The organism is Paenimyroides aestuarii, from assembly GCF_024628805.1.
Taxonomy (GTDB): domain Bacteria; phylum Bacteroidota; class Bacteroidia; order Flavobacteriales; family Flavobacteriaceae; genus Flavobacterium; species Flavobacterium aestuarii_A.
This window is the reverse complement of record NZ_CP102382.1, coordinates 2,556,880-2,578,438: the sequence shown is the minus strand read 5'-3', so window position 1 is coordinate 2,578,438 and position 21,559 is coordinate 2,556,880. Positions and strand designations below refer to the sequence as shown.

21 protein-coding genes are annotated in these 21,559 nt (G+C 34.0%); 5 read left to right on the top strand and 16 right to left on the bottom strand.

What is annotated here, in order from left to right; all coding sequences use genetic code 11:
* Nucleotides 1-65 precede the first annotated feature (65 nt).
* From NPX36_RS12480 to NPX36_RS12430, 11 genes are all read right to left on the bottom strand, one after another.
* Complete coding sequence (locus NPX36_RS12480) at nucleotides 66-1,337, bottom strand: adenylosuccinate synthase (protein WP_257499050.1); 1,272 nt, start codon at nucleotides 1,335-1,337, stop codon at nucleotides 66-68.
* Between the two features lie 24 nt (nucleotides 1,338-1,361).
* Nucleotides 1,362-1,820 (bottom strand): Fur family transcriptional regulator, encoded by a 459-nt coding sequence (locus NPX36_RS12475; protein WP_257499049.1) that lies wholly within the window; start codon nucleotides 1,818-1,820, stop codon nucleotides 1,362-1,364.
* A gap of 62 nt (nucleotides 1,821-1,882) precedes the next feature.
* Nucleotides 1,883-4,087, bottom strand: coding sequence for a RelA/SpoT family protein (locus NPX36_RS12470; protein WP_257499048.1), 2,205 nt, complete (start codon nucleotides 4,085-4,087; stop codon nucleotides 1,883-1,885).
* 111 nt (nucleotides 4,088-4,198) lie between these two features.
* Nucleotides 4,199-4,828, bottom strand: a complete 630-nt coding sequence (locus NPX36_RS12465) for a porin family protein (RefSeq protein WP_257499047.1) — start codon at nucleotides 4,826-4,828, stop codon at nucleotides 4,199-4,201.
* A gap of 52 nt (nucleotides 4,829-4,880) precedes the next feature.
* Nucleotides 4,881-5,678, bottom strand: a complete 798-nt coding sequence (locus tag NPX36_RS12460; RefSeq protein WP_257499046.1) for a TrmH family RNA methyltransferase — start codon at nucleotides 5,676-5,678, stop codon at nucleotides 4,881-4,883.
* Nucleotides 5,679-7,001 (bottom strand): DUF58 domain-containing protein, encoded by a 1,323-nt coding sequence (locus NPX36_RS12455; protein ID WP_257499045.1) that lies wholly within the window; start codon nucleotides 6,999-7,001, stop codon nucleotides 5,679-5,681.
* A gap of 4 nt (nucleotides 7,002-7,005) precedes the next feature.
* A complete protein-coding gene (locus NPX36_RS12450) occupies nucleotides 7,006-8,016 on the bottom strand; it encodes an AAA family ATPase (RefSeq protein WP_257499044.1) in 1,011 nt (336 codons plus the stop codon).
* Nucleotides 7,988-9,196, bottom strand: coding sequence for a DUF4350 domain-containing protein (locus tag NPX36_RS12445; RefSeq protein ID WP_257499043.1), 1,209 nt, complete (start codon nucleotides 9,194-9,196; stop codon nucleotides 7,988-7,990). The genes NPX36_RS12450 and NPX36_RS12445 overlap by 29 nt, the downstream gene beginning before the upstream one ends.
* Nucleotides 9,193-9,990 (bottom strand): hypothetical protein, encoded by a 798-nt coding sequence (locus tag NPX36_RS12440; RefSeq protein ID WP_257499042.1) that lies wholly within the window; start codon nucleotides 9,988-9,990, stop codon nucleotides 9,193-9,195. Before NPX36_RS12440 ends, NPX36_RS12445 begins: the two co-directional genes overlap by 4 nt.
* Complete coding sequence (locus tag NPX36_RS12435; RefSeq protein WP_257499041.1) at nucleotides 9,983-10,933, bottom strand: hypothetical protein; 951 nt, start codon at nucleotides 10,931-10,933, stop codon at nucleotides 9,983-9,985. Before NPX36_RS12435 ends, NPX36_RS12440 begins: the two co-directional genes overlap by 8 nt.
* Nucleotides 10,934-10,937: 4 nt before the next feature.
* Nucleotides 10,938-11,906, bottom strand: coding sequence for a stage II sporulation protein M (locus NPX36_RS12430; RefSeq protein ID WP_257500751.1), 969 nt, complete (start codon nucleotides 11,904-11,906; stop codon nucleotides 10,938-10,940).
* Nucleotides 11,907-11,925: 19 nt separating this feature from the next.
* On the opposite strand from NPX36_RS12430, the gene NPX36_RS12425 reads away from it, so the two are divergent.
* Both NPX36_RS12425 and NPX36_RS12420 read left to right on the top strand, forming a co-directional pair.
* Nucleotides 11,926-12,666, top strand: coding sequence for an RDD family protein (locus NPX36_RS12425; RefSeq protein WP_257499040.1), 741 nt, complete (start codon nucleotides 11,926-11,928; stop codon nucleotides 12,664-12,666).
* Nucleotides 12,666-13,271, top strand: a complete 606-nt coding sequence (locus NPX36_RS12420; RefSeq protein ID WP_257499039.1) for a trimeric intracellular cation channel family protein — start codon at nucleotides 12,666-12,668, stop codon at nucleotides 13,269-13,271. The genes NPX36_RS12425 and NPX36_RS12420 overlap by 1 nt, the downstream gene beginning before the upstream one ends.
* Nucleotides 13,272-13,289: 18 nt before the next feature.
* Here NPX36_RS12420 and NPX36_RS12415 read toward each other — a convergent pair whose 3' ends face one another.
* Nucleotides 13,290-14,930, bottom strand: coding sequence for a S41 family peptidase (locus NPX36_RS12415; RefSeq protein ID WP_257499038.1), 1,641 nt, complete (start codon nucleotides 14,928-14,930; stop codon nucleotides 13,290-13,292).
* Nucleotides 14,931-14,943: 13 nt separating this feature from the next.
* Nucleotides 14,944-16,149, bottom strand: a complete 1,206-nt coding sequence (locus NPX36_RS12410; protein ID WP_257499037.1) for a serine hydrolase domain-containing protein — start codon at nucleotides 16,147-16,149, stop codon at nucleotides 14,944-14,946.
* Nucleotides 16,150-16,268: 119 nt separating this feature from the next.
* On the opposite strand from NPX36_RS12410, the gene NPX36_RS12405 reads away from it, so the two are divergent.
* Nucleotides 16,269-17,108: a 1,4-dihydroxy-2-naphthoyl-CoA synthase gene (locus NPX36_RS12405; protein ID WP_257499036.1), complete on the top strand. Its 840-nt coding sequence runs from the start codon at nucleotides 16,269-16,271 to the stop codon at nucleotides 17,106-17,108.
* A gap of 952 nt (nucleotides 17,109-18,060) precedes the next feature.
* On the opposite strand, the gene NPX36_RS12400 is transcribed toward NPX36_RS12405, so the two are convergent.
* On the bottom strand, nucleotides 18,061-18,723 hold the full coding sequence (locus NPX36_RS12400) for a thiamine diphosphokinase (RefSeq protein ID WP_257499035.1): 663 nt from the start codon (nucleotides 18,721-18,723) through the stop codon (nucleotides 18,061-18,063).
* 89 nt (nucleotides 18,724-18,812) lie between these two features.
* Between NPX36_RS12400 and NPX36_RS12395 the strand changes: the two genes are divergently transcribed.
* Together NPX36_RS12395 and NPX36_RS12390 are read left to right on the top strand one after the other, a co-directional pair.
* The gene (locus tag NPX36_RS12395) at nucleotides 18,813-19,118 is read left to right on the top strand and encodes a rhodanese-like domain-containing protein (protein WP_257499034.1); all 306 of its coding nucleotides are present in this window, start codon (nucleotides 18,813-18,815) and stop codon (nucleotides 19,116-19,118) included.
* 45 nt (nucleotides 19,119-19,163) lie between these two features.
* Nucleotides 19,164-19,820, top strand: a complete 657-nt coding sequence (locus NPX36_RS12390) for a DedA family protein (RefSeq protein WP_257499033.1) — start codon at nucleotides 19,164-19,166, stop codon at nucleotides 19,818-19,820.
* 17 nt (nucleotides 19,821-19,837) lie between these two features.
* Here the strand turns inward: NPX36_RS12390 and NPX36_RS12385 are convergent, their stop codons facing one another.
* A complete protein-coding gene (locus NPX36_RS12385) occupies nucleotides 19,838-20,527 on the bottom strand; it encodes a DUF2490 domain-containing protein (protein ID WP_257499032.1) in 690 nt (229 codons plus the stop codon).
* 6 nt (nucleotides 20,528-20,533) lie between these two features.
* The gene (locus tag NPX36_RS12380) at nucleotides 20,534-21,559 is read right to left on the bottom strand and encodes a COX15/CtaA family protein (protein ID WP_257499031.1); all 1,026 of its coding nucleotides are present in this window, start codon (nucleotides 21,557-21,559) and stop codon (nucleotides 20,534-20,536) included.

The following is a 21,559-nucleotide window of genomic DNA, read 5'->3' as shown; positions in this document are numbered from 1 at the left end:
TTTTTATCTTTAAAAAAAAATCCTGCATTCTTTCGTTTGCAGGACTTTTGTTTTTTGGTTGAAAATTATTTCATTATTGTTTGCTTGCGGTCAGGACCAACCGAAACAACTTTTATCGGCACACCTACATATTCTTCAATAAATGTGATGTATTCTTTTAATTCTTCAGGCAAATCGGTATAGTTTGTTAAGCCGGTTAAATCTTGTTTCCAACCTTTTTTCTCTACATATACAGGTTGCACATTTTCTGCTTCGATATTATAGGGCAAATGATCAATTTCTTTACCTTTATAAGTATATGCTGTGCAGATTTTCAATGTATCGAAACCAGATAAAACATCGCCTTTCATCATATATAATGCGGTAACACCGTTCACTTCAACTGCATATTTTAAAGCAACTAAATCTAACCAACCACAGCGACGTGCACGTCCGGTTACTGATCCAAATTCATTGCCCACTTTTGCCATTGTTTCTCCAATTGTATCAAACAATTCGGTAGGGAATGGCCCTGAACCAACGCGAGTGGTATATGCTTTAAAAATACCAAATACATCTTTAACCTTGTTAGGTGCAATTCCTAAACCAGTACAAGCGCCAGCAGCAGTTGTGGTTGAAGAAGTTACAAATGGATAAGTACCAAAATCAATGTCTAGTAAAGATCCTTGTGCACCTTCGGCTAAAATAGATTTTCCTTCTTTTAAAGCGTTGTTTAGATAAAACTCAGAATCGATAAAAGTAAGTTTTTTCAATTCTTCAATAGCTGTGAAAAACTCTTCTTCCATTTCTGCTAAATTGTACTGTAAATCAACATTGTAGAATTTTATCATTTCAATGTGTTTTTCAGCCAATGCATTGTATCGTTCTTTAAAATCTGCCAATTCAATATCGCCAATTCGCAAGCCATTTCTTCCGGTTTTATCCATATAAGTTGGTCCGATTCCTTTTAAGGTAGAACCAATTTTTGCTTTGCCTTTTGCTGTTTCAGAAGCGGCATCGATCAAGCGATGAGTTGGTAGAATTAAGTGGGCTTTACGCGAAATTAAAAGGCGTGATTGCACATCAATATCAAATTTTTGTAAACCTTCGATTTCTTTTTGAAATACAACCGGATCCATTACTACGCCGTTTCCGATAATATTTATTGAATTTTTATGGAAAATTCCAGAAGGAATGGTTCTTAAAACATGTTTAATTCCATCGAATTCTAAAGTGTGTCCTGCGTTTGGACCTCCTTGAAAACGAGCAATGATATCGTATTTTGAAGTAAGAACGTCTACAATTTTTCCTTTTCCTTCATCTCCCCATTGAAGGCCAAGTAACAAATCTACTGTCATGATGTTTGGTATGTTAGTCTGTTTTTAATTATTTGTTGTGCTGTTATTTTCTTTTTTGGTTCCGTAGAAGTATAAAGAATGATTTTGAATTTGAATGTTAAAAATTTCTTCAATCGTTTGTTTAATGCTTTGGATACGTGGATCGCAAAATTCAATAACTTCCCCAGTATCGGTTAGGATAATGTGGTCGTGTTGTTTATCAAAATACGATTTTTCGTAATGCGACTGGTTTTGCCCAAATTGATGGCGGCGCACCAAACCGCATTCCAATAACAATTCAATCGTGTTGTAGAGTGTGGCTCTGCTTACACGATAATTTTTGTTTTTCATTTTAATGTAAAGCGATTCAATATCGAAATGTTCTTCGCTTTCATAAATTTCCTGAAGAATAGCATAGCGTTCAGGGGTTTTTCGGTGCCCTTTTTCTTCTAAATACTTAGTAAAAACGCTTTTAACAATGTCTTGATTTTTATTTTCTTCCATGGTTGTCTTTAACAGCACAAATATAATTGTTTATTGCCGATACTAAAAATAAATATTTAAAATTAAGCACTTCCTATGATTCTCGTGATTTTTTCAACGCCGTCTATGTTCTGAATGTTGTCTATCAATTTGTTAAGAACGCTTTTGTTTGGTACGATTACCGTGATTTGTCCTGTGAAAATTCCAGCGTTTGAACTTAGCGAAATACTTTGTATGTTAACGTTCATTTGGTTGGATATAACGCGTGTTAATTCATTGGTTAATCCTAATCCATCAATACCTTTTATCATTAAAGATGCATTGAACTCTTGTGCAGAAGAATCAATCCATTTGGCAGGAAGAATTCTATACGCATAATTAGAGCGCATGCTTAATGCATTCGGGCAATCTATTTTATGTACTTTGATGCCTTCGTTGATGGTTACAAATCCAAAAACTTGATCGCCCGGAATGGGGTTGCAACAGCTTGCTAATTTATAATCAAGTTTTTCATCGTCTTTACCAAAAACAATTAAATCGAGTTTAGCTTCGGGTTTCACCTCGTTTACTTCTTTTCGTATCGATTTTTTAAAGAAGTTTAAGAAAGCATTACTGTTTTTGTGGCTAGCAAACTCTTTTAAATGCGGGTTTTCTATTTTTCCTGTTCCTACTTTATAGAAAAGATCCTGACTGGTTTTAAGTTTAAAAAAGTTTACCAGTTCATTAACCACTTTTTCGTCGAGATTTATTTTTAGATGTTTTAATTTGCGTGCTAAAATTTCTCTTCCTTCTTCGGCAACATGTTTAACATCTTCGTTTAATGCATTTTTGATTTTGTTTTTGGCGCGTGCTGTGGTAACAAATTCTAACCAATGCACACTTGGTTTTTGGTTCGCCGATGTAATGATTTCTACCTGATCGCCCGAATTTAATTCGTAGTTTAAAGGTACTAATTTTCCATTTACTTTTGTTCCGCGTGTTTTAATGCCAATATCGGTGTGGATGCTAAAGGCAAAATCCAAGGCAGTAGCTCCTTTTGGCAATGATTTTATTTCCCCTTTTGGGGTGAAAATATAAATTTCTTTGGCGTATAAATTCAGTTTAAAATCTTCTACGAAGTCTACAGCGTTTGCTTCAGAGTTTTCTAAAGCTTCTTTTAATAAATTCAACCATTTATCTAAACTGTTTTCTTCGGTAACACCTTGTTTGTATTTATAATGTGCGGCATATCCTTTTTCGGCAATTTCATCCATACGCTCGCTGCGGATTTGTACTTCCACCCAACGTCCTTTTGGGCCCATCACAGTGATGTGGAGTGCTTCATAGCCGGTTGATTTGGGCGAAGAAATCCAATCGCGCAATCTGCTGGGTGATGGTCTGTAATGATCGGTTACAATAGAATAAATTTTCCACGCAATAAACTTTTCATCTGCTGGAGCTGATTTATAAATGATGCGAATGGCAAACTTGTCATATACCTGATCAAAAGTTACTCCTTGCGCTTTCATTTTTCTTCGGATGGAATAAATCGATTTGGGACGACCTTTCATTGTAAACGAAATATCTTCTTTTTCTAATGCCTCGTTCAATACCGATGTAATGCTTTTAATATAAGCAGCTTGTTCTTCACTGCTTTCTTTGGTTTTGCTTAAAATATCGTCATACACATCGGGTTCGGTATATTTTAAACCCAAATCTTCTAATTTCGATTTTATATTGAACAATCCCAAACGGTGTGCAAGCGGTGCATAGATATACAAGGTCTCCGAAGCAATTTTAGCTTGTTTGTAGGGCGCCATCGATTCCATGGTTTGCATATTGTGCAAACGATCGGCTACTTTAATAAGAATTACCCGCACGTCATCGTTAAGCGTGAGCAACATTTTGCGGTAGTTTTCTGCTTGAAGCGAAATGTCGGGATCGGGTTCCATGCGTGAAATCTTGGTTAATCCTTCCACAATCTTAGCGATTTTAGGATTGAACATGCGCTCTATATCTTCTACCGTTATATCGGTATCTTCAACCACATCATGCATTAATGCAGCAGCGATAGAAGTGGGACCCAAACCAATTTCTGATGCTACAATTTTTGCAACAGCAATAGGGTGGAAGATGTATGCTTCGCCCGATTTTCTTCTTTGGTCTTTGTGCGCTTCAACAGCAACATCAAATGCTTTGCGAATAAGCTTTTTGTCTTCATCGTTAAGTGTTTGATAACTAATGCTTAAAAGTTCTTTGTACTCGCGTGCGATTTCTTTGTTCTCTTTTTCAATTTCTTCTTGTGTCATAAAATGCCCATTTTCTTCACTAAATATATAAAAAATCTGTTATTGCTATACTATTTTAAACAAAAAAAGGAGCAAAATGCTCCTTTCTTATATTTTTACGAGAATGACCTACTAAAATACATAGAAAACGCCTGCTGAATATTGTGCGTGTGAGCCTTGACCTTTGGTTGAAATATTGCTTCTACCCATTGCTTCTACATTAATACCTAATCTTCGATAAAATTTATCGTGGTGATAACGGGAACTTTTTGTAGCGGGAATATCGGCAATCCAGAAATTAATACCACCACCGGCGCTAGCCATTGTTAAATCGGTTTCGTTTAAACGCAAATGACCAACACCTGCTTTAATATAAGGGTCGGCAATTGGAATATTGAATAAACCACCTAAACTATATGCTAATGAACCGTTAAACGATACAATAGAGATGTTTTCGTTTACAACCATACCGTTCATAACATTGTCTTTCTCCATTTCGTTCATTGAAAAATCTGCTTCAACGGAAAAATTTGGTGCAAATTCGTAGCCAATCATTACTTTGGCAGGAATACCCCCTGAAATCATACTGGCACCCTCTGGTAAATCGGTGTGATTAAAGTTAAAATCCATCATATTGTAACTTGCTCCAACTTTCCAATTGTAGCTTTTTACATAGCGTTCGTTTTTATGTATTACCTGTGCTTGTGCTGAAAAACCTATGCAGCTTAATGCAAAAAATGCTTTTAAGATCGTTTTTTTCATAAAGTCTAAAATTTTTTATAAATATAACTAAAATTTTAAATATTTGTAGCTTTTATTGATTTCTTTGTCTTTTTGCTTCGAAAATTAATACAGCAGCAGCCACAGAAACGTTCATAGAATCAATTTGTCCTTGCATGGGAATAATGATATTTGCTGTTGCTTGTTTGCGCCATTCTTGCGATAAACCTGTAGCTTCGGTTCCCATTACGATGGCTGAAGGCTGGCAAAAATCAACACTGTAATAAGGCACTGCTTCCTGCAAAATAGCACTAAAAAGGGCAATGTTTTTATCTTTCAAATAACTAATAATCTGGGTTGATGTACCCACTGCGATTTGATTGCTAAACAAAGCACCCACACTAGAACGCACTATATTTGGGTTGTACACATCGGTTTTTGGGTCGGCAATCAGCACGGCATCTATTTTTGCGGCATCTGCTGTGCGAAGAACAGCGCCTAAGTTTCCGGGTTTTTCTAATGATTCTAAAACCACAATCAACGGATTTTTAGGCAATTGTAAATCTTGCAATGTGTGCGTTTTTGCTTGCGCAATGGCAATTACACCTTCTGTGCTTTCTCTATATGCTATTTTTTGATATACTTCTTTCGATAGTTCAATAAATTGTGTTTCATTGGTAAACATTTTCTTGAAATCGAGAAATTGTGTTTCGTTAAACAAATCAAAGCAAATAAGCAACTGATCTATTTTATAAGCATTTTTTAGGGCAATTTCGATTTCGCGCTTGCCTTCAATCACAAAAAGTTGTGTTTTTTTGCGGGCTTTACTTTTTTCTTGCAGCTGCAAAATGTCTTTCACCAATTGATTGTGTATGCTGGTAATTTGTTTCATTTAAATAATTTCTTGCTGTTTAATTTCTAGATATTTGTTTAACAAGTTTACCGACAAATCCTTTGGTTTGGTGTAAATGGTTTTTATGCCGTGCATTTGTAATTCTTGAATAATGAGTTGCTTTTCGTGCACAAACTTTGAGGCAATGGTTTGTATGTAAATATCTTTCGTGGTGTGTGCTTTTTTAGCGCTTACTGAGTGCAACAAGGTATTTTCAAAAATAATGGTTAGCAACACGTGTTTCTTTGCCAAGGCACGTAAATAGGGCAATTGTCTTTTTACAGCGTCTAAGGTTTCAAAGTTGGTGAAAAGAATCAGCAAACTGCGTTTTTGAATTTTCTTTAAACTATCTGTTAACACATATTGATAGTTCGACTCTTTAAAATCGGTGGAAATATGATACAATGCATCAACAATTTTACGCACTTGTAACATTTTATTGTCGGCTTTCAAAAACACATCGGTTTTCTTTTCAAAAGTCCATAAACCTGCTTTGTCTTGTCGTTTCACAGAGATATTTGCTAGCATTAAAGCGGCATTTATGGAATAATCTAACAGCGACATGCCATCGAAAGGCATTTTCATGGTTCTGCCTTTATCAATCAAAAGATACACATTTTGTGCTTTTTCTTCTTGATAATGATTCACCATTAAATGTTGTTTTTTTGCTGAAGCTTTCCAATTAATATGCCGCAAGTCATCGCCCATAACATAGTCTTTTATCTGTTCAAATTCAGACGATTGACCTATTTTTCGGGTGCGTTTGATACCGTTGGGCAACAAAGCTGTTTTTGATGCCAACAGCTCATATTTTCTAAGATTTAAAAAACTAGGATAAACCGCAATGTTTTGATTTACAGCTTCTTTAAAGCGTTTACTTAGCAGTTTAGTTCCGTAAGATGCAAAAACATTAATAGCTCCAAACTCATATAAACCGCGTTCTTTCGGAACTAATTGATAGTTTAATTGTTTGGAGGAATGTTTGGAAATCTTTGTAGTTATAAGAAAATCTCTATTTTGAAACTGAAACGGCACTTCGTCTATAATTTGCAGAGAAACAGCAAAGGGATACTTGTTTTTAACCTGCAATTGAATATCATTGGTATCGCCATTAGACAATCGCTCGGTAACTATCCGTTCTGCTGTGATTCCGTTTTTTATATGAAACAATAAAAACAATTCTATGGCTAAAGTGATTGTTAAAACAACTAATAAAACAAAGGCAAAATAGAAGAAAAAGGGCAGAAAGTATCCCACGGAAAAAGCGGTAATTACTGCAAGTAATACCAAATAAAAACGTGTATTTAGAAATATAGATTTCATTTAATTATCGGGGAATTTCAACCGTGTCAACAATTTGTTTCACCACATCTTTAATCGTAATTCCTTCCATTTCGCGTTCTGGAGCTAAAATTAAACGGTGATTCAACACGTAATAAGCTACATATTTAATATCGTCTGGCGTTACAAAATCGCGACCGTTTATCAAAGCAAACGATTTACTGGCGTTTAAAATTGCAATAGAAGCCCTTGGCGAAGCGCCTAAATACAAAAAGCTGTGGCTGCGGGTGTTGTTTACAATTTGAGCAATAAACTGAATCAAATGAGGTTCAATCATTACTTTTTGAGCCAATTTTTGAAAATCGATCAATTGTTGGGCGTTCACCACAGGTTTTAACAAGCTTGTTTTATCAACTTTTTCGTTGGTTTGTTCCAATTGCAATAGTTCAATTTCTTGTTCCAAGGTAGGGTAATCTATTGTGATTTTCATTAAAAAACGATCCAATTGTGCTTCCGGTAGGGCATACGTTCCTTCTTGCTCAATGGGGTTTTGAGTAGCCAACACCAAAAAAGGTTCTTGCATTTGATAGGTAGATCCATCAATGGTAATTTGACGTTCTTCCATCACTTCAAACAAAGCAGCTTGCGTTTTGGCAGGCGAACGATTTATCTCATCAATCAAAATAAAGTTTGAAAAAACAGGTCCTTTTTTAAATTCAAAATGATTGGTTTGATTGTTAAAAACCGATGTTCCTAAAATATCCGAAGGCATTAAATCGGGCGTAAATTGTATGCGCGAAAAATTGGTTTGTACGGTTTTGGCAAGCAATTTGGCTGTTAAGGTTTTTGCCAAGCCGGGAACACCTTCAATGAGCACATGTCCGTTTGAAATAAGTGCCACTAAAAGTAAATCAATTAACTCATGCTGGCCCACAATCACCTTATGCAGCTCGGTTTTTATTGCGTTTATTTGTTCTTTTAAATCGTTTAAAGGAATACGGCTGTTGAATTGTATTTCGTTGGTTTCGTTACTTGGGTTCATTTCTTGATTTTCCATAATGAATATTTAGTTTTTCTAATAGTTTTGTAAACTGAATTAAATGGTTTTGAGTGTATTTATAGCTTAAATTAAATTGTTGTATAAAAGTTACAAACTGATTAATATCGCTGTCTGCAGCCATTGATTTTTGCTTTAATTTTTCTTTGAATTCTTGATTGATAGTTTGGGTTGAAATGTTCCATTCTGTTCTTATAAAATACAAAGCATGCTGAATTTTCTTTTGTAACAATTGGGTGTGGTCGTTTTCTTGGAAATATAAATTCCCCACGGTTTCAATATATTCAACGGTAGTGTTTTTCACGGGTTCAATGATTGGCACAATGCGTTGTTTACGCTTTCCGTAGAAGATTAAGAACAAAATCAACCCACACACAAGCGTGTACCATCCAAAACGCCAACTTTTATTTTTTAAGATAACTTTAAAAATAGATTCATTGTTTGCCAGTTCATTTGATTGATGATTTTGATCGAACCAAATTACATTTTTCTTCTTCAAAAAAGAGGTGAAATTTTCGGCAAAGCTTGCAGTATTTTCATCTTCGTTCAACAAATAATAATTGGTGAGCAAAATAGGAGTGGAGCAGATATAAATCGTTCCTTTTCCAAATTTTGAAGACAAAAACACGGGATTGTTGTTCATTTTTGCAATAACTTGATGTTTTTCTGCATCTATTACTGTAAAAATGGTGCTGTATGTATCTTTTAAAACCAATGTATCTTTGTTTGGTGTTTGTGAGGAAACAAAATGCAGATTGTTGGTTTTAATTTCGTGTGAATGAATGTTTAAAGTGTCTAAAAATGCCTTTCTTCCTTGATAAAAACTTTCGGCAGCAATTATTAAATCGGCACCATTTTTTACCTGTTCTAGCAGTTTTTCAACCGATGAATGGTCAATAAACTGATTGCCTTCAACCATTAAAAAAGTAGTTTGGGCAGCAGAGATTTGTTCACTTTCCAACAAAAATTCATAAGGTGTTAATGCGGTTTTTGTAAGATTTTGATTGGGAAGCAACTGTGGCAATTCCTCATTAAAAACATACAAACCATAAGGATCTTTGCTATTCGTATTAAAATTTCGGTTCCAATTGATAGGGTTTGGAAAATACATTTGTACAAATATTACAAGCAACACAGCCAATAAAAAGTACATCACATATTTAATGTATTCGCTTTTCATGATTGTTTATTTATTAATTGTACAAATTGTTCTTCGATTTTTTGAAAATCATTGGATTGAATTTCATGATAACCATACCAAATATTGTCATAAATATACGACACATACTGAAAAGCAGCCTTGTTGGTAGGATTCTGAATTTCGTTGAGATATTGCTTAGTGGTTTTATTGGGTTCGTATTCAATAAAGCCGTTTTGCGACCAATTTTTTAACATCCATAAATAATAATATCGAACTGCTTTCCGAAGGTTGTTTTCGGCTTTTGCTTTGGAGGTCAAGGCATCAAAATTGATTTGTTCAATATTTTCTTCTATAAATTTTTCGTTTATAATTTGGGTTTCTTTTTTCGCAAATAGACGGATAAATCCTTTTTGGTTGAGATAATAAATTAAAAAACCAAGCCCTATTGTGATACCAATAAATAAAACAATATTTATAATTTCATCCACAACGATGGACGAACCACCGCTATCGGTTGAAAACCAATCTAAAAAATTACGCCACATTTCGCGCAAACGAGCCAAAAACCCGTTTTCTTTGTTAATGTCGTAATTGAATTCAGAACTGGAATAGTTTTCTTTGAAATTTTCGGGTAATTTTTTTGCGGTAACCGTTTCGTTATTCAGCGGTATTAAAGCATTTTTTAAGGTATCGATTGCTAAATTTATTTCGTATTCATCGGAATATGTTTCTTCGATCACTTCTTGATAATCCATTGTATCGACTGCTGTTCCAGTTTGTGAAAAACCAGAAAAGCTGAAAAAAATCAAACAAAAAACTACGAATTTATTCATATTTTCCAATATCATCAATAGATTGGTGCATGGTGTTGTACTCTAATTTTTCTCGTTCCGAATAATATACTAATCCGTTTTGTATCAATAATAAATGATTTAAAATGGTGCTTACCAATATCGAAAAGCAATAGATAATGATTACTACAATTCCAATAATAGATACGTTTGATGGATCGAAATTTTCAGGTCCTTCAGTTTGCATACCAAATATAACTCCGAAAACAGTTATAAAATAAGGAATCATGGTGACAATAGTTCCTAAAACTTGTACAATAATCAACATGCACAAACTGGCACCTACTATGTTCCAAAAATTGTTGGTGATGGTATAAAAACCGTGTTTAAAAGCCTCAAAAAAGGGTTGTTTTTTATCGATATAAAAATACAAAGTAAGCGAATACCAAGTTATAAAAAACGGAATTATTAGTAAGAAAAGAAAAAATCCGATGATTACAAACATTAAAATCCCTGCTATTATTAAGGCAATGATTCCAATAAGCGAAAAAACGATTAAACTTAGAAAACCAAAAAGTAATAACCGGCTAAAATCTGCTTTAAATAAGGCGCGAATAGAGCGCAGTTCGGGTTTCTGCTCGCTGTTTTTGGATAAAATCTGCATATAATAAACTGGGTAGGAATAGTTTACAAGTGCCAAATACAAACCAACAACCACTAAAGCAATAAGCCCCAACACCAACAACACCGCATTGTTGTTTACAAAACTGTTGTTGAGTGTTTCACCGCTTGTATCGCCCAACGACGTGGCAATTAATCGGTAATAAAACGTACCAATCAGCGACATGGAAGCCATTAATAATACCAGCGGAAGAAAGGCAAATTTTAAATAGTTTTTAAAATAATTTTTTCCTTGCACTTTTAAGAACGTAAAGCTATCTGAAATATACGATCCAAAATCACGTATTTTAAATAATTGAAACATAAAATTATAGGTTTTTAAGTGTTTTTTTGTGAATTAAAACCGGATAAATAAAATAATAAAAAGTAATTAAAGCCAACGTGCTACCAATGATTAAATAGTTTAAAACATTGGGCATTTCTTTGGCGTATCGGGTGATGTAACCTTCTATTAATCCTGCAAAAATAGTAAAAGGCATGGTACTTATAAACAATTTAAAGCTGTTTTTAAACCCAATTTTTAGTGATTGCATACGCGTATAAGTTCCGGGAAAAAGCAAACTGGCACCCAACATGAAACCCGCAGCAACTTCAATAACAATAGCCATGATTTCCATGGAACCATGAAGCCAAATGCCACGAATACTTTCGCTAAACACTCCTTTTTCATAAAAAAAGTATTGGAAGCTGCCTAGCATAACGGCATTTTGAACCATGATATAAAATGTACCTAACCCAAGAAAAATACCGTAAATATAACAGCGCACACCCACATACAAATTGTTAATAGTAATACCAAAAGCACTTCCCCAATTGCTAGAACTTTTATAAACAGCCATTGCATCGCCTTTAGAAATGTTTTCTAAAGTTTGGTTCACATAAGCATCACCCAAAATTAAGCGAACATATCGCTCATCAACTGCTGCTGAAACCGCTCCGATGGTTACAAAAACCAAAAAAAGAATCAATGCAAAATACATTACTTTTCTGTATTTATAAGCGATTAATGGTACATCGTAGAAAAAAAACGCATTTAAAACACCTTTTTCGTATCGGTAATTGGTATAAACCTTTTGATGCACAGTGCTTGCAAGGTTATTCAAATAGACCGTTAAATCGCTTTTTGGAAAATAAGTTTGGGCAAAAGCCAAATCATTGCTCAGTTGCACATACATATTAGACCAATTATCAGCAGAAATTTTATTTTTTATGGTTAATTGTTGCTCAATATTTAACCATTTTTCTTTATTTTGTTTTATAAAAGCAATTTCTCTCATAAATGCTAAAATATAAATAATGACCGAAATAACGATCAACACAGCACAAAATGTTGCTATAAATTTTAAACCGGCTTCGCTAGGCGAGCGAATTGTAGCTTTTGCAATAGATATGGTTATTAAAATAGCTTATGTATCAGCTATTTACTATTTTATAATTGATTTGTTAAACTTAAACAGATTTTTGAATTCATTGGATGCTTGGGAATCTGGAGTGGTTTATTTTGTGCTGTTTATACCTTTTATTTTTTATACCTTGTTTTTTGAAAGTTGGACCAACGGACAAACACCAGGAAAAATGATGATGAAAATTAGAGTTGTAAAATTAGAAGGATACCAAGCGCGTTTTTCAGATTATTTCAGCAGATGGGTTTGCCGTTTAGTGGATATACTTATTTTTATGGGTTTACCCGCTATTTTAGTAATAATTTTTAGCAAAAAAAGCCAGCGAATAGGCGATATGGTAACCGATACCACTGTGATTAGTTTAAAATCGAATGTACAATTAAACCATAGGTTTTTAGACGATTTATCCAATGAATATGTGGTGACCTTTCCCACTGTTTTACGATTGTCGGATCATGATATGAACATTATTAAAAAAGCATATAACACAGCAATTATTCAAAACGATTATGAAATGATCACCAAATTGATTGCTAAAATTGAAGAAGTGACCACAATAAAAAATCAGAATTTTAATCAACACCAATTCATTCAAACCATTATCAACGATTTTAATCATTTAACCAGCAAATAATGATTTTTACCATATTAGATATTTTAGGATTAATTGCATTTGCCATTTCAGGAACATTGGCAGGAATCGAAAAAAAGTTAGATTTTTTTGGTGTTTTTGTGATTGCAATGGTCACATCAATCGGCGGTGGAACCTTGAGAGATCTGCTTATTGGCAATACGCCCGTTTTTTGGCTTTTAAATTTACAAACGTTTTATATAGTAACCGCAACAACAATACTTTCGGTGGTGTTTCGTCATCGGTTGAGTTTTTTAAGAACATCGTTGTTTTTGTTTGATACCATTGGTATTGGTATTTTTACAATTATAGGCATTGAACAAGGTTTGATGATTGAATTAAGCCCAATTGTTTGTATTTTATTAGGAACTGTAACAGCCTGCTTTGGCGGCGTCGCGCGTGATATTTTGTGTAATGAAATCCCCGTTATTTTTAGAAAAGAAATTTATGCCACGGCTTGTCTTACAGGTGGTTTTATGTTTTTTGCTTTAGATTTCCTTAAAGTAAATAACGATATAATTTATGTGGCAACCGCAGGAACCATCATTTTAATCCGCATTTTTGCCGTTCGCAATAAATGGTCGTTTCCACAGATTGAGATTAAGTGATACATAAAAAAAAGGCTCTTATGAGCCTTTTTTGTTGGTTTCAATTTTATTTAAAAGATATTCTAATGCGGTATCTTTATCATTCATAAAATCCTCTTCAGTTGGTTTTATATACACATCAGGCATCACTCCGTAACCTTCTGTTTGACTTTGTTCGTTTGGTTTTATCGTCATTAAACCTACACGCAGTTTTAATTTGGAATGAGGTAGTTTCACAGCGGGCATGATACCAGCAACTGTTCCGTTAAAAGTACCGCCTGTTTCATCGCCCACAAAAAATGCTCGTTCTCTGCCTTTTAAATGCGATGAAATAATTGCTGCTGCTGAAAAGGTCATACCATCTGTTATCACATATAAATTATTCTTATAGTTTAATGGTTTGGGCTGTGTGATTTTAGACGATTTTAGCTTTAATCGCAACTCTCCTTCAGCAGTTCTTTGCGCTTTTATTCCTCTGATTGTTGAAAAAACGCTGAAAAAAGGTGCGCCTAAAATTTTTGATGTTACACTTTTTCCTTTAAAAATATTAAAAAAAGTTGTTCGCTTGGTGATGGTTGCCGGTTGTGTAAAAACAAATGTAGTATCGTTTAAATATTGTGCCAATTGGTGAATTTCATTTAACCTGCCACCAGGGTTTCCACGCAAATCTATAATTAAATCTTGAACATTGTGCTTGTTCAGTTCTGCAAAAATAGTATCGTAAACTTTTGTTTTTCCCTTAATAAAATCTTTAATTGTGAGTACAGCAATGGTGCTGTCTTGTGCAACGGGATACGATATTTGTTTAGAATAGGTTTTGGTTTCACTGTCATAACCAAACCATCTGTGTTTGTAAAACGTTTTTTTGCTTGCTTCCTTTAAAGCTAATTTTCGAGCCTTTTCCTCTTCTTTTGTGCGTTTTTGAAGGGTGTCATTCTTAGCAATAGATTGGTTCGTTAATGTGTCTTTTTTGGTTTGATCAACCTCTTTTTTCTTTGCCTTTTTTTCTTTAAATATTCTTTTAATTGTGTGGTGGAAAGCAGAATCGGCACAAACCACTTCCATGTTGATACTATCTACAAATCCTAATTCGTTCTGGTAAAACGAATTAACTCTGCGTGCAAAAAATTTTGGTACAGCGGTTTTGTTGTATCCATCGGATGTGAACGTTTTACCGTATTTTTCAAACAAATAATTAGGAGTAATCCCGTTTATAGATAGCACTTGAGTTCCTTTCTGAATAAGTGTATCGTTTTTTAATTTATTGCGTTTTACAAATAATTTGTTGTTTAAATATTCATATTCAAAGTTATCAATTGGGTTTAATGAGTTTTTGTATTTTTTCTTTACAGAATCTGCCGATGTGAGTTGTACCATAGACATACTCATGTGCCCTTGGCGAACCGAAGCGACAATTGGACTGATTTTTAAGAAAAATTCATTAGGAGTTAAGGGCTCCTTCAGTGTGTTTTTTAAGCTGTCGAACTTACTGTTTAATGCTTCCTTTGAGATATACCAATACAAATCGGGATGCATATTTGTGAGTTGTTTTTGCACATACTTTACATCTTTTTTTAATTGATGAGGGGTTAATTTTGAATAATAGTGACTGTTTTGTTTGTCATGACTTGCACATGCCACAAATAATAAGCCCAATAATGCACATGAAATTTTTTTCATATTTTTTTCTAAATTAATCATTAATTTCTATAAATGGATAATTGCCCAAGCGCGGTGCTAATTCTTTGGTTTTGTACGCCAACTGCGAATTATGGTTATTGAAACAAATAATGGTTATTGTGTCTTTGCGTAAAGTTACATACGAGGTTCTGTTGCCTCGCCACCAACCATTGTGAAAAGTGTAAAGATTGCCTCCATTTTTAGGTTCAATCATTCGAATAGCTAAACCATAGTTGTTTTCACCTGCTTTTTCATAGGAATAACCTTTGTACATTTGCTCTTTCAGTGTTTTGTTTAAAAAAGCGTCTGAATACAAGGCTTTGTCCAGTTTTAACATATCTCGGGCAGTTGTATAAATATTTTTATCGCCATACGTTCCATCTAAATAATCCCAACGCATTATTTGATTGTTTGCGTAATATGATTGAGTGATGTTGTACTTGTTTTCTAAACTCTCCAAAACAAAGGTATTGTTCATTTTTAAGGGTTCTAAAACCAATTCTTTCATTGCATTTTGAAATGATTTTTCGGTGATTTTTTCAACAATCAAAGCCAAAATCACATAGTTGGTATTGGAATATGTAAACCGAGTGTTGGGACGAAAATCAAGTTTAATGCTTTTAGTAGCTAATAAATTAAGAACATCTGTATTGGTTAAAGTCACCTTATTGTTCCAAACGCCTGCTTTCGAAGTAAAATGTCCGTAATAAGGCAAGCCCGAACGATGGTTTAAAAGTAAGCGAACCGTGATGTCTTCATAAGGAAAATTAGGTAAAATGCTTTGCACTTTTTGGTCTAACGATAGTTTACCTTTTTGGATTAATCGCAACACAGTAACACCTGTAAAAACTTTACCTACCGAAGCGACATGCATGGGAGTAGAGTCGTTTATTTTTTCTTTTTTCTGATAATTTGCGTATCCTTGATAATCTTCAAAAATAATTTGACCGTTTTTTGCTACAAGAAATTGTCCCCAAAAGCCACCGCGATTGATTCGATTGTTATAAAAATCTTCGATAATTTCTCGGGTTTCTAATTTATATTTAGGAGTAACAGGATTAAACTTTACGCTATAAGGGTCATCGTTAGATATTAATTTATTTTTTTCTTTAAAAAGCTCACTTCTTTTTTGAATAACTTGTGCAATATCAAAATTTTTATCGCACGATGAGGTAAATAAACCACCCACAATAAGAAGCGGCACAAAAAATTTTTTCATGGTATATACTTGCTATAAGTAAGCAAATATAAAAGTTTTACTAAATTTTTAAAACACTTAATGGCGTTTAATTTTATAAAAAGTAAAAAATGTATCTTTGAAGGATAAAAAGATATAATATGGAGAAAATTAATTGGCAAACAGCCATAGAATTTGAAGATATAACTTATAAAAAATGTGACGGCGTTGCCCGAATTGCTTTCAACAGACCAGAAGTTCGCAATGCTTTTCGCCCAAAAACCACCGCTGAATTGTTAAAAGCATTTCATGATGCACATGAAGACACTTCAATTGGAGTTATTTTGCTTTCGTCTGAAGGTCCCTCTCCTAAAGATGGTGTATATTCTTTCTGCAGCGGAGGCGATCAAAAAGCGCGTGGCTATCAAGGTTATGTTGGGGAAGACGGTTATCACCGCCTGAATATTTTAGAAGTGCAGCGCTTAATTCGTTTTACACCAAAAGCGGTTATTGCCGTTGTAAATGGTTGGGCTGTGGGTGGCGGTCATTCATTACACGTTGTTTGCGACTTAACATTGGCTAGTAAAGAACACGCTATCTTTAAACAAACCGATGCAGATGTTACAAGTTTTGACGGTGGATATGGTTCGGCATATTTAGCCAAAATGGTTGGTCAGAAGAAAGCACGTGAAATTTTCTTTTTAGGAAGAAACTACTCTGCCCAAGATGCGTATGATATGGGAATGGTGAATGCTGTGGTTCCGCACGACGAATTAGAGCAAACTGCGTATCAATGGGCACAAGAAATTTTAGAAAAATCGCCAATTTCTATTAAAATGCTCAAATTTGCTATGAATTTAACCGATGATGGAATGGTTGGTCAACAAGTTTTTGCGGGTGAAGCAACGCGCTTGGCGTATATGAGCGATGAAGCTATCGAAGGCCGAAATGCTTTTTTAGAGAAGCGAAAGCCTAATTTTGAGAAGAAATATATTCCTTAAAAATAAACCAATTGATTACTTCTAAAGGGATAAATATTTATTTGACAAAAATAGTTGGTTAAACACTTGCAAAAATGTTTTGTGAGTGTTTTTTGTTAAATCTATTTTTATTTTCAATTTGTTTGATTATGTATTTAATTAGCAAAATATTGGTGAGCTCTATCAGAATGATGTATCAAAATCAAATTATTAGTTTTTCTTTGTTTTATAGCCAATCTTAATGCTACCAAACTGACTTTCAGTATATAGATTATCAGATACATGATAACCAACGATTTTCTATGTAAATGATGACAGGTACCCAGACTAGTCACGACTTGTTTATTTCCGGATCTATTATTTGATTATTCTATTGTTCTGAAACAAGGATATAAGTTCGTTGTGATATGATAAGAACGTTTTGGCGTAATATGCAAATGATTGGCTCGAAGGATGCCAATAAACTTATCCTTACCGATTTTTAATGTTTTTAGGTTATTGTGTAAAAAATAGTATAACTTTGAAGCTCCGATTCATGGCATTTGCTGGTCAATTTATAGAACCATATAAACAACCAGCCGAGCCTTGTTTTTCTTGTTAAAACACCTATTAATTTTTCTATAATAAATCTGTCTTTCTATCCTGAACAAAGTACTGGAAAACTTTTTCGTTTGTTGTTTTTTCTTTAAAATGGTCGATTGACCTGAGGTGAGTTTTTCAAAGGTCAATTTTATTTACTTGTTCGGTAATATCGATCATCATCTCACAGATGAACTTCGTTGGCTATGAATATCATTTTGTTTCCTTACTAATGGCCGATTTTCTTTGCTGTAATTTTTGTACAATCTAAAGCTTTAAAGGTATTGAATAGTTTTTATTAGTGCACTATAAGAATCTTGGTTTATGAGAATTCTCTATCTAGATATTTGTGGTGTTTCTCTATTTCATGACAATAAAGATCATACATCAAAATTTAATCATTACACTCCATAAGGATTAAATGCCCCTGTTCATACGTTATTTCCACCAAACCATCTGTTAATACCTCATTACTGCTTCCTGGTTTGAAGCCTAAAATCAGGGAATCATTTTTGAGTTCGTATTTCAAGTTTTTGGTTGAAATTCCTTCAACAGATCCTACGGGAATCAAGGATAAAATAGTTTCTTTTGGATACCATTTCACGAAGTTTTTCTGCAACGGAAAGATTTTAGAGTAATCATCAATAATAACAAGTTTTATTAAGGCTTGATATTTAACCAAATTGGTAATATTAGTAAATGTGTGATCCATTCTTTTGCCAGTTGCCCAAAGAATATTTGCAGCAGGTATTTTTCGGTCAATTAAATAATTGATGGCTTTGTCGATATCATACGAATCCTGTGCTTCTAATTTAACAATTTCGATGGGATATTGTGAATTTTTGTAATATTCATAGTCAAAACCTCGATCAAAATCACCAATTAAAACATCTACTTTAATTCCCAATTCCAAAACGCGTGTCATAGCGCTGTCTAGCACAACCACCAGCGGATTCCATTCCAATAATTCATTCAGCAAATCCATTGAACAAGCTTCGCCATTGGCAATTATTAAAGCAGGTTCTTGATCATCGCGTACTATGTGGTGTGAAGACATTGGGATAAATTTTTAAGATTACTAAATTAATAAGATTTCTTTATTTTAAAAGGATTTAATTATCTTTGAAAAAAATAAAATTCTAAAACATGGATTTACAACAAGAACAATGGTGGAGCGATTTTCAAAACGATGAAAACGCTGTTTTGTTAGATGTTCGCACGGAAGAGGAAGTAAGTGAAGGAACTATTCCAGGAGCTGTTCATCATGATTTTTACCAAGGACAAGATTTTTTAAACGCGTTAGAAAACTTAGATAAATCGAAAAATTATTATGTTTATTGCCGTTCCGGAAACCGCAGCGGGCAAACGTGTTTATTGATGAACCAATTGGGTTTTGAAAACACTTTTAACTTGGTTGGAGGGATGAACGAGTGGGAAGGACCAACGGAATAAGGAAGGCGAAAGCCTTTTTTTTATGTATTTTTTCAAGATTTTAAAATGGAATTAATCGATTTTATACTGCATATCGACCAGTATTTGGAAGTTTTCTTGCAAGACTATGGCGTTTGGGTGTATGCTATATTGTTTTTAATCATTTTTGTTGAAACCGGTTTGGTGGTAATGCCTTTTTTACCGGGCGATTCATTGTTGTTTGCAACCGGAATGTTAGCCGCACAGTTTCCTGAAAGTTTAAACGTTTGGCTGGTAATGATTTTATTGTTCATAGCAGCAGTTTTAGGCGATACCGTTAATTATTCAATTGGGAAACAAATCGGCATGCGCATCATCAATTTTAGAATATTGGGCAAACAGCCGGTTACGATTGAACATATTAATAAAACCCATTCGTTTTACGAAAAATACGGCAGCAAAACTATTGTTATTGCACGCTTTGTTCCAATTGTTAGAACCTTGGCTCCATTTGTTGCAGGTATTGGCAGAATGAATTACGCTACTTTTTTAACCTATAATTTTGTAGGTGGATTTATCTGGGTTTTCGGGATTACTTTGGCTGGATATTTTTTAGGAAATATTCCATTAATAAAAGACAATTTTTCAAAAGTAGTGTTGCTGATAATTTTACTATCGGTACTTCCGATTATTTATTCGGTTATTAAAGAAAAAGTAACTGCTAAAAACAAAACGCTTTCGTAAGGAAAGCGTTTTTCGTTTTATATCTTCAAATTATGATGCAAAGAAAACATTAATTGCTGATGAGCTGTTTTTTGAAGCATCTGATTCATCCAACCAACTTGAATTCCTAAATCTTTATTAAATTTATAACCCGCACCAATATATAAGCGATCTCTGTCGAATGCATTATTTTTTCTTGAAGATGCATCGGTATTCATAAAAAGTTCATTGTAGAAACTTGCATACAAGCTTTGATTTTTTTCCGTGTTTTGGTAAATAGGAACATCTACTCCTAACAAATACCTAAACCTTGATTTAAAATCTTGATTTTCAACAAAACGCTGTTCAAACCTGAATCGATGCCTCACAGTAGCAGTTGCAATTTTTTGTTGGGTAATCACATCCTGAAAAATTCGGTTTTCGATAATTGGAACATCGGGTTTTAAGTATTGCTCTGTGTTCACAAAACCATATCCTGCGCCCAATGTAAGATCATCAAGCAGCATATATTGAACAGAACCCCGAATTAAAAGTTGGTTTAAATCAGAAAAAACTTCATAATTTCGATATTGCGCATCGTAGTTAAGATTCCACTTGGTATTTTGAAATCGAGCATTTCCAAAATACATATACCATGCCCCTAATTTTGGATCTCCTTTTTCAGTAGTGTTTGAAAAACCTTTTATGGTTGTGAGCAAAATTGCAACTAATACAACGATTTTTTTCATGAGAAATTAATTCTTTTTTGATTCTAAAATAATGGCAAATTGCAAGCCAAACATAACAGCCGCAAGAACCAAATGCGCAGCTTGTGTACCAAACGGAAAATGAATATAATACATTAAAACACCTGTTAAAATCTCTAAAATTAATAGCAACAGCACCCAATTTACTTTTTTATTACCAAGGTTTAATCGTTTATTGCGCAAGAACAAGTAAAGGTTAACAAAAAATATAGCTAACGAAAATGTTCTGTGAATATAGAAAGTTAAATCCGGATTTTGCAACCAAAGCGATACATCGGTGATTCCGCTGCGAGTTTGATCATCTATAAACTGTCGAACTTGCGTTCCTAAACCAATTTGTATCAATGAAAAAAGTAGGGCTACCCAAGTGAAAACATAAAAGGTGCGATCATATTTAAGAGATTTGGTGTGGTTATTCTTCGCCAAATAAATCAAATAAATCAGTGCGGCTACATTTAGCAATGCAGCAATCATGTGTGTGGTTATTTTGATAGGATTCAGCACCGAATAAACTACAGTAGCGCCTAACCAAGCATTAAAACCTAATAAAAACAGCACAATTGCCGACCAAATAATTAGCTTATAATTTGCTTTAAAAAATGCTACAGAAATTATTGAATGAATAAATAACACCAAACAAGCCAAACCGGCCAATGCGCCAAACAATCTATTGATGTATTCAACCCAAGTGTGATAAGGGTTAAAAACAGCATAATCGTGCTTTGTATATTCGTTCCAATGGCTTGGATTGTACACATCATTTGTAGTGAAATCGCTATTTGCAACCCACAATTTATTGCTGTTGATGATTACTTGTCCTTTATTATAAGCATGATTGGGCTTCCAAAGCAATTCTTCCACTTGTGTGGGTGGAATATAATATCCAAAACATTTTGGCCAATCAGGACACCCCATTCCCGAACCAGTCATGCGGACAGTTGCTCCTGCAATAATGACCAAATAAACCAATACAAGTGTGATTTTTGCCCAACGAATAAACGATTTGCTTTCCAT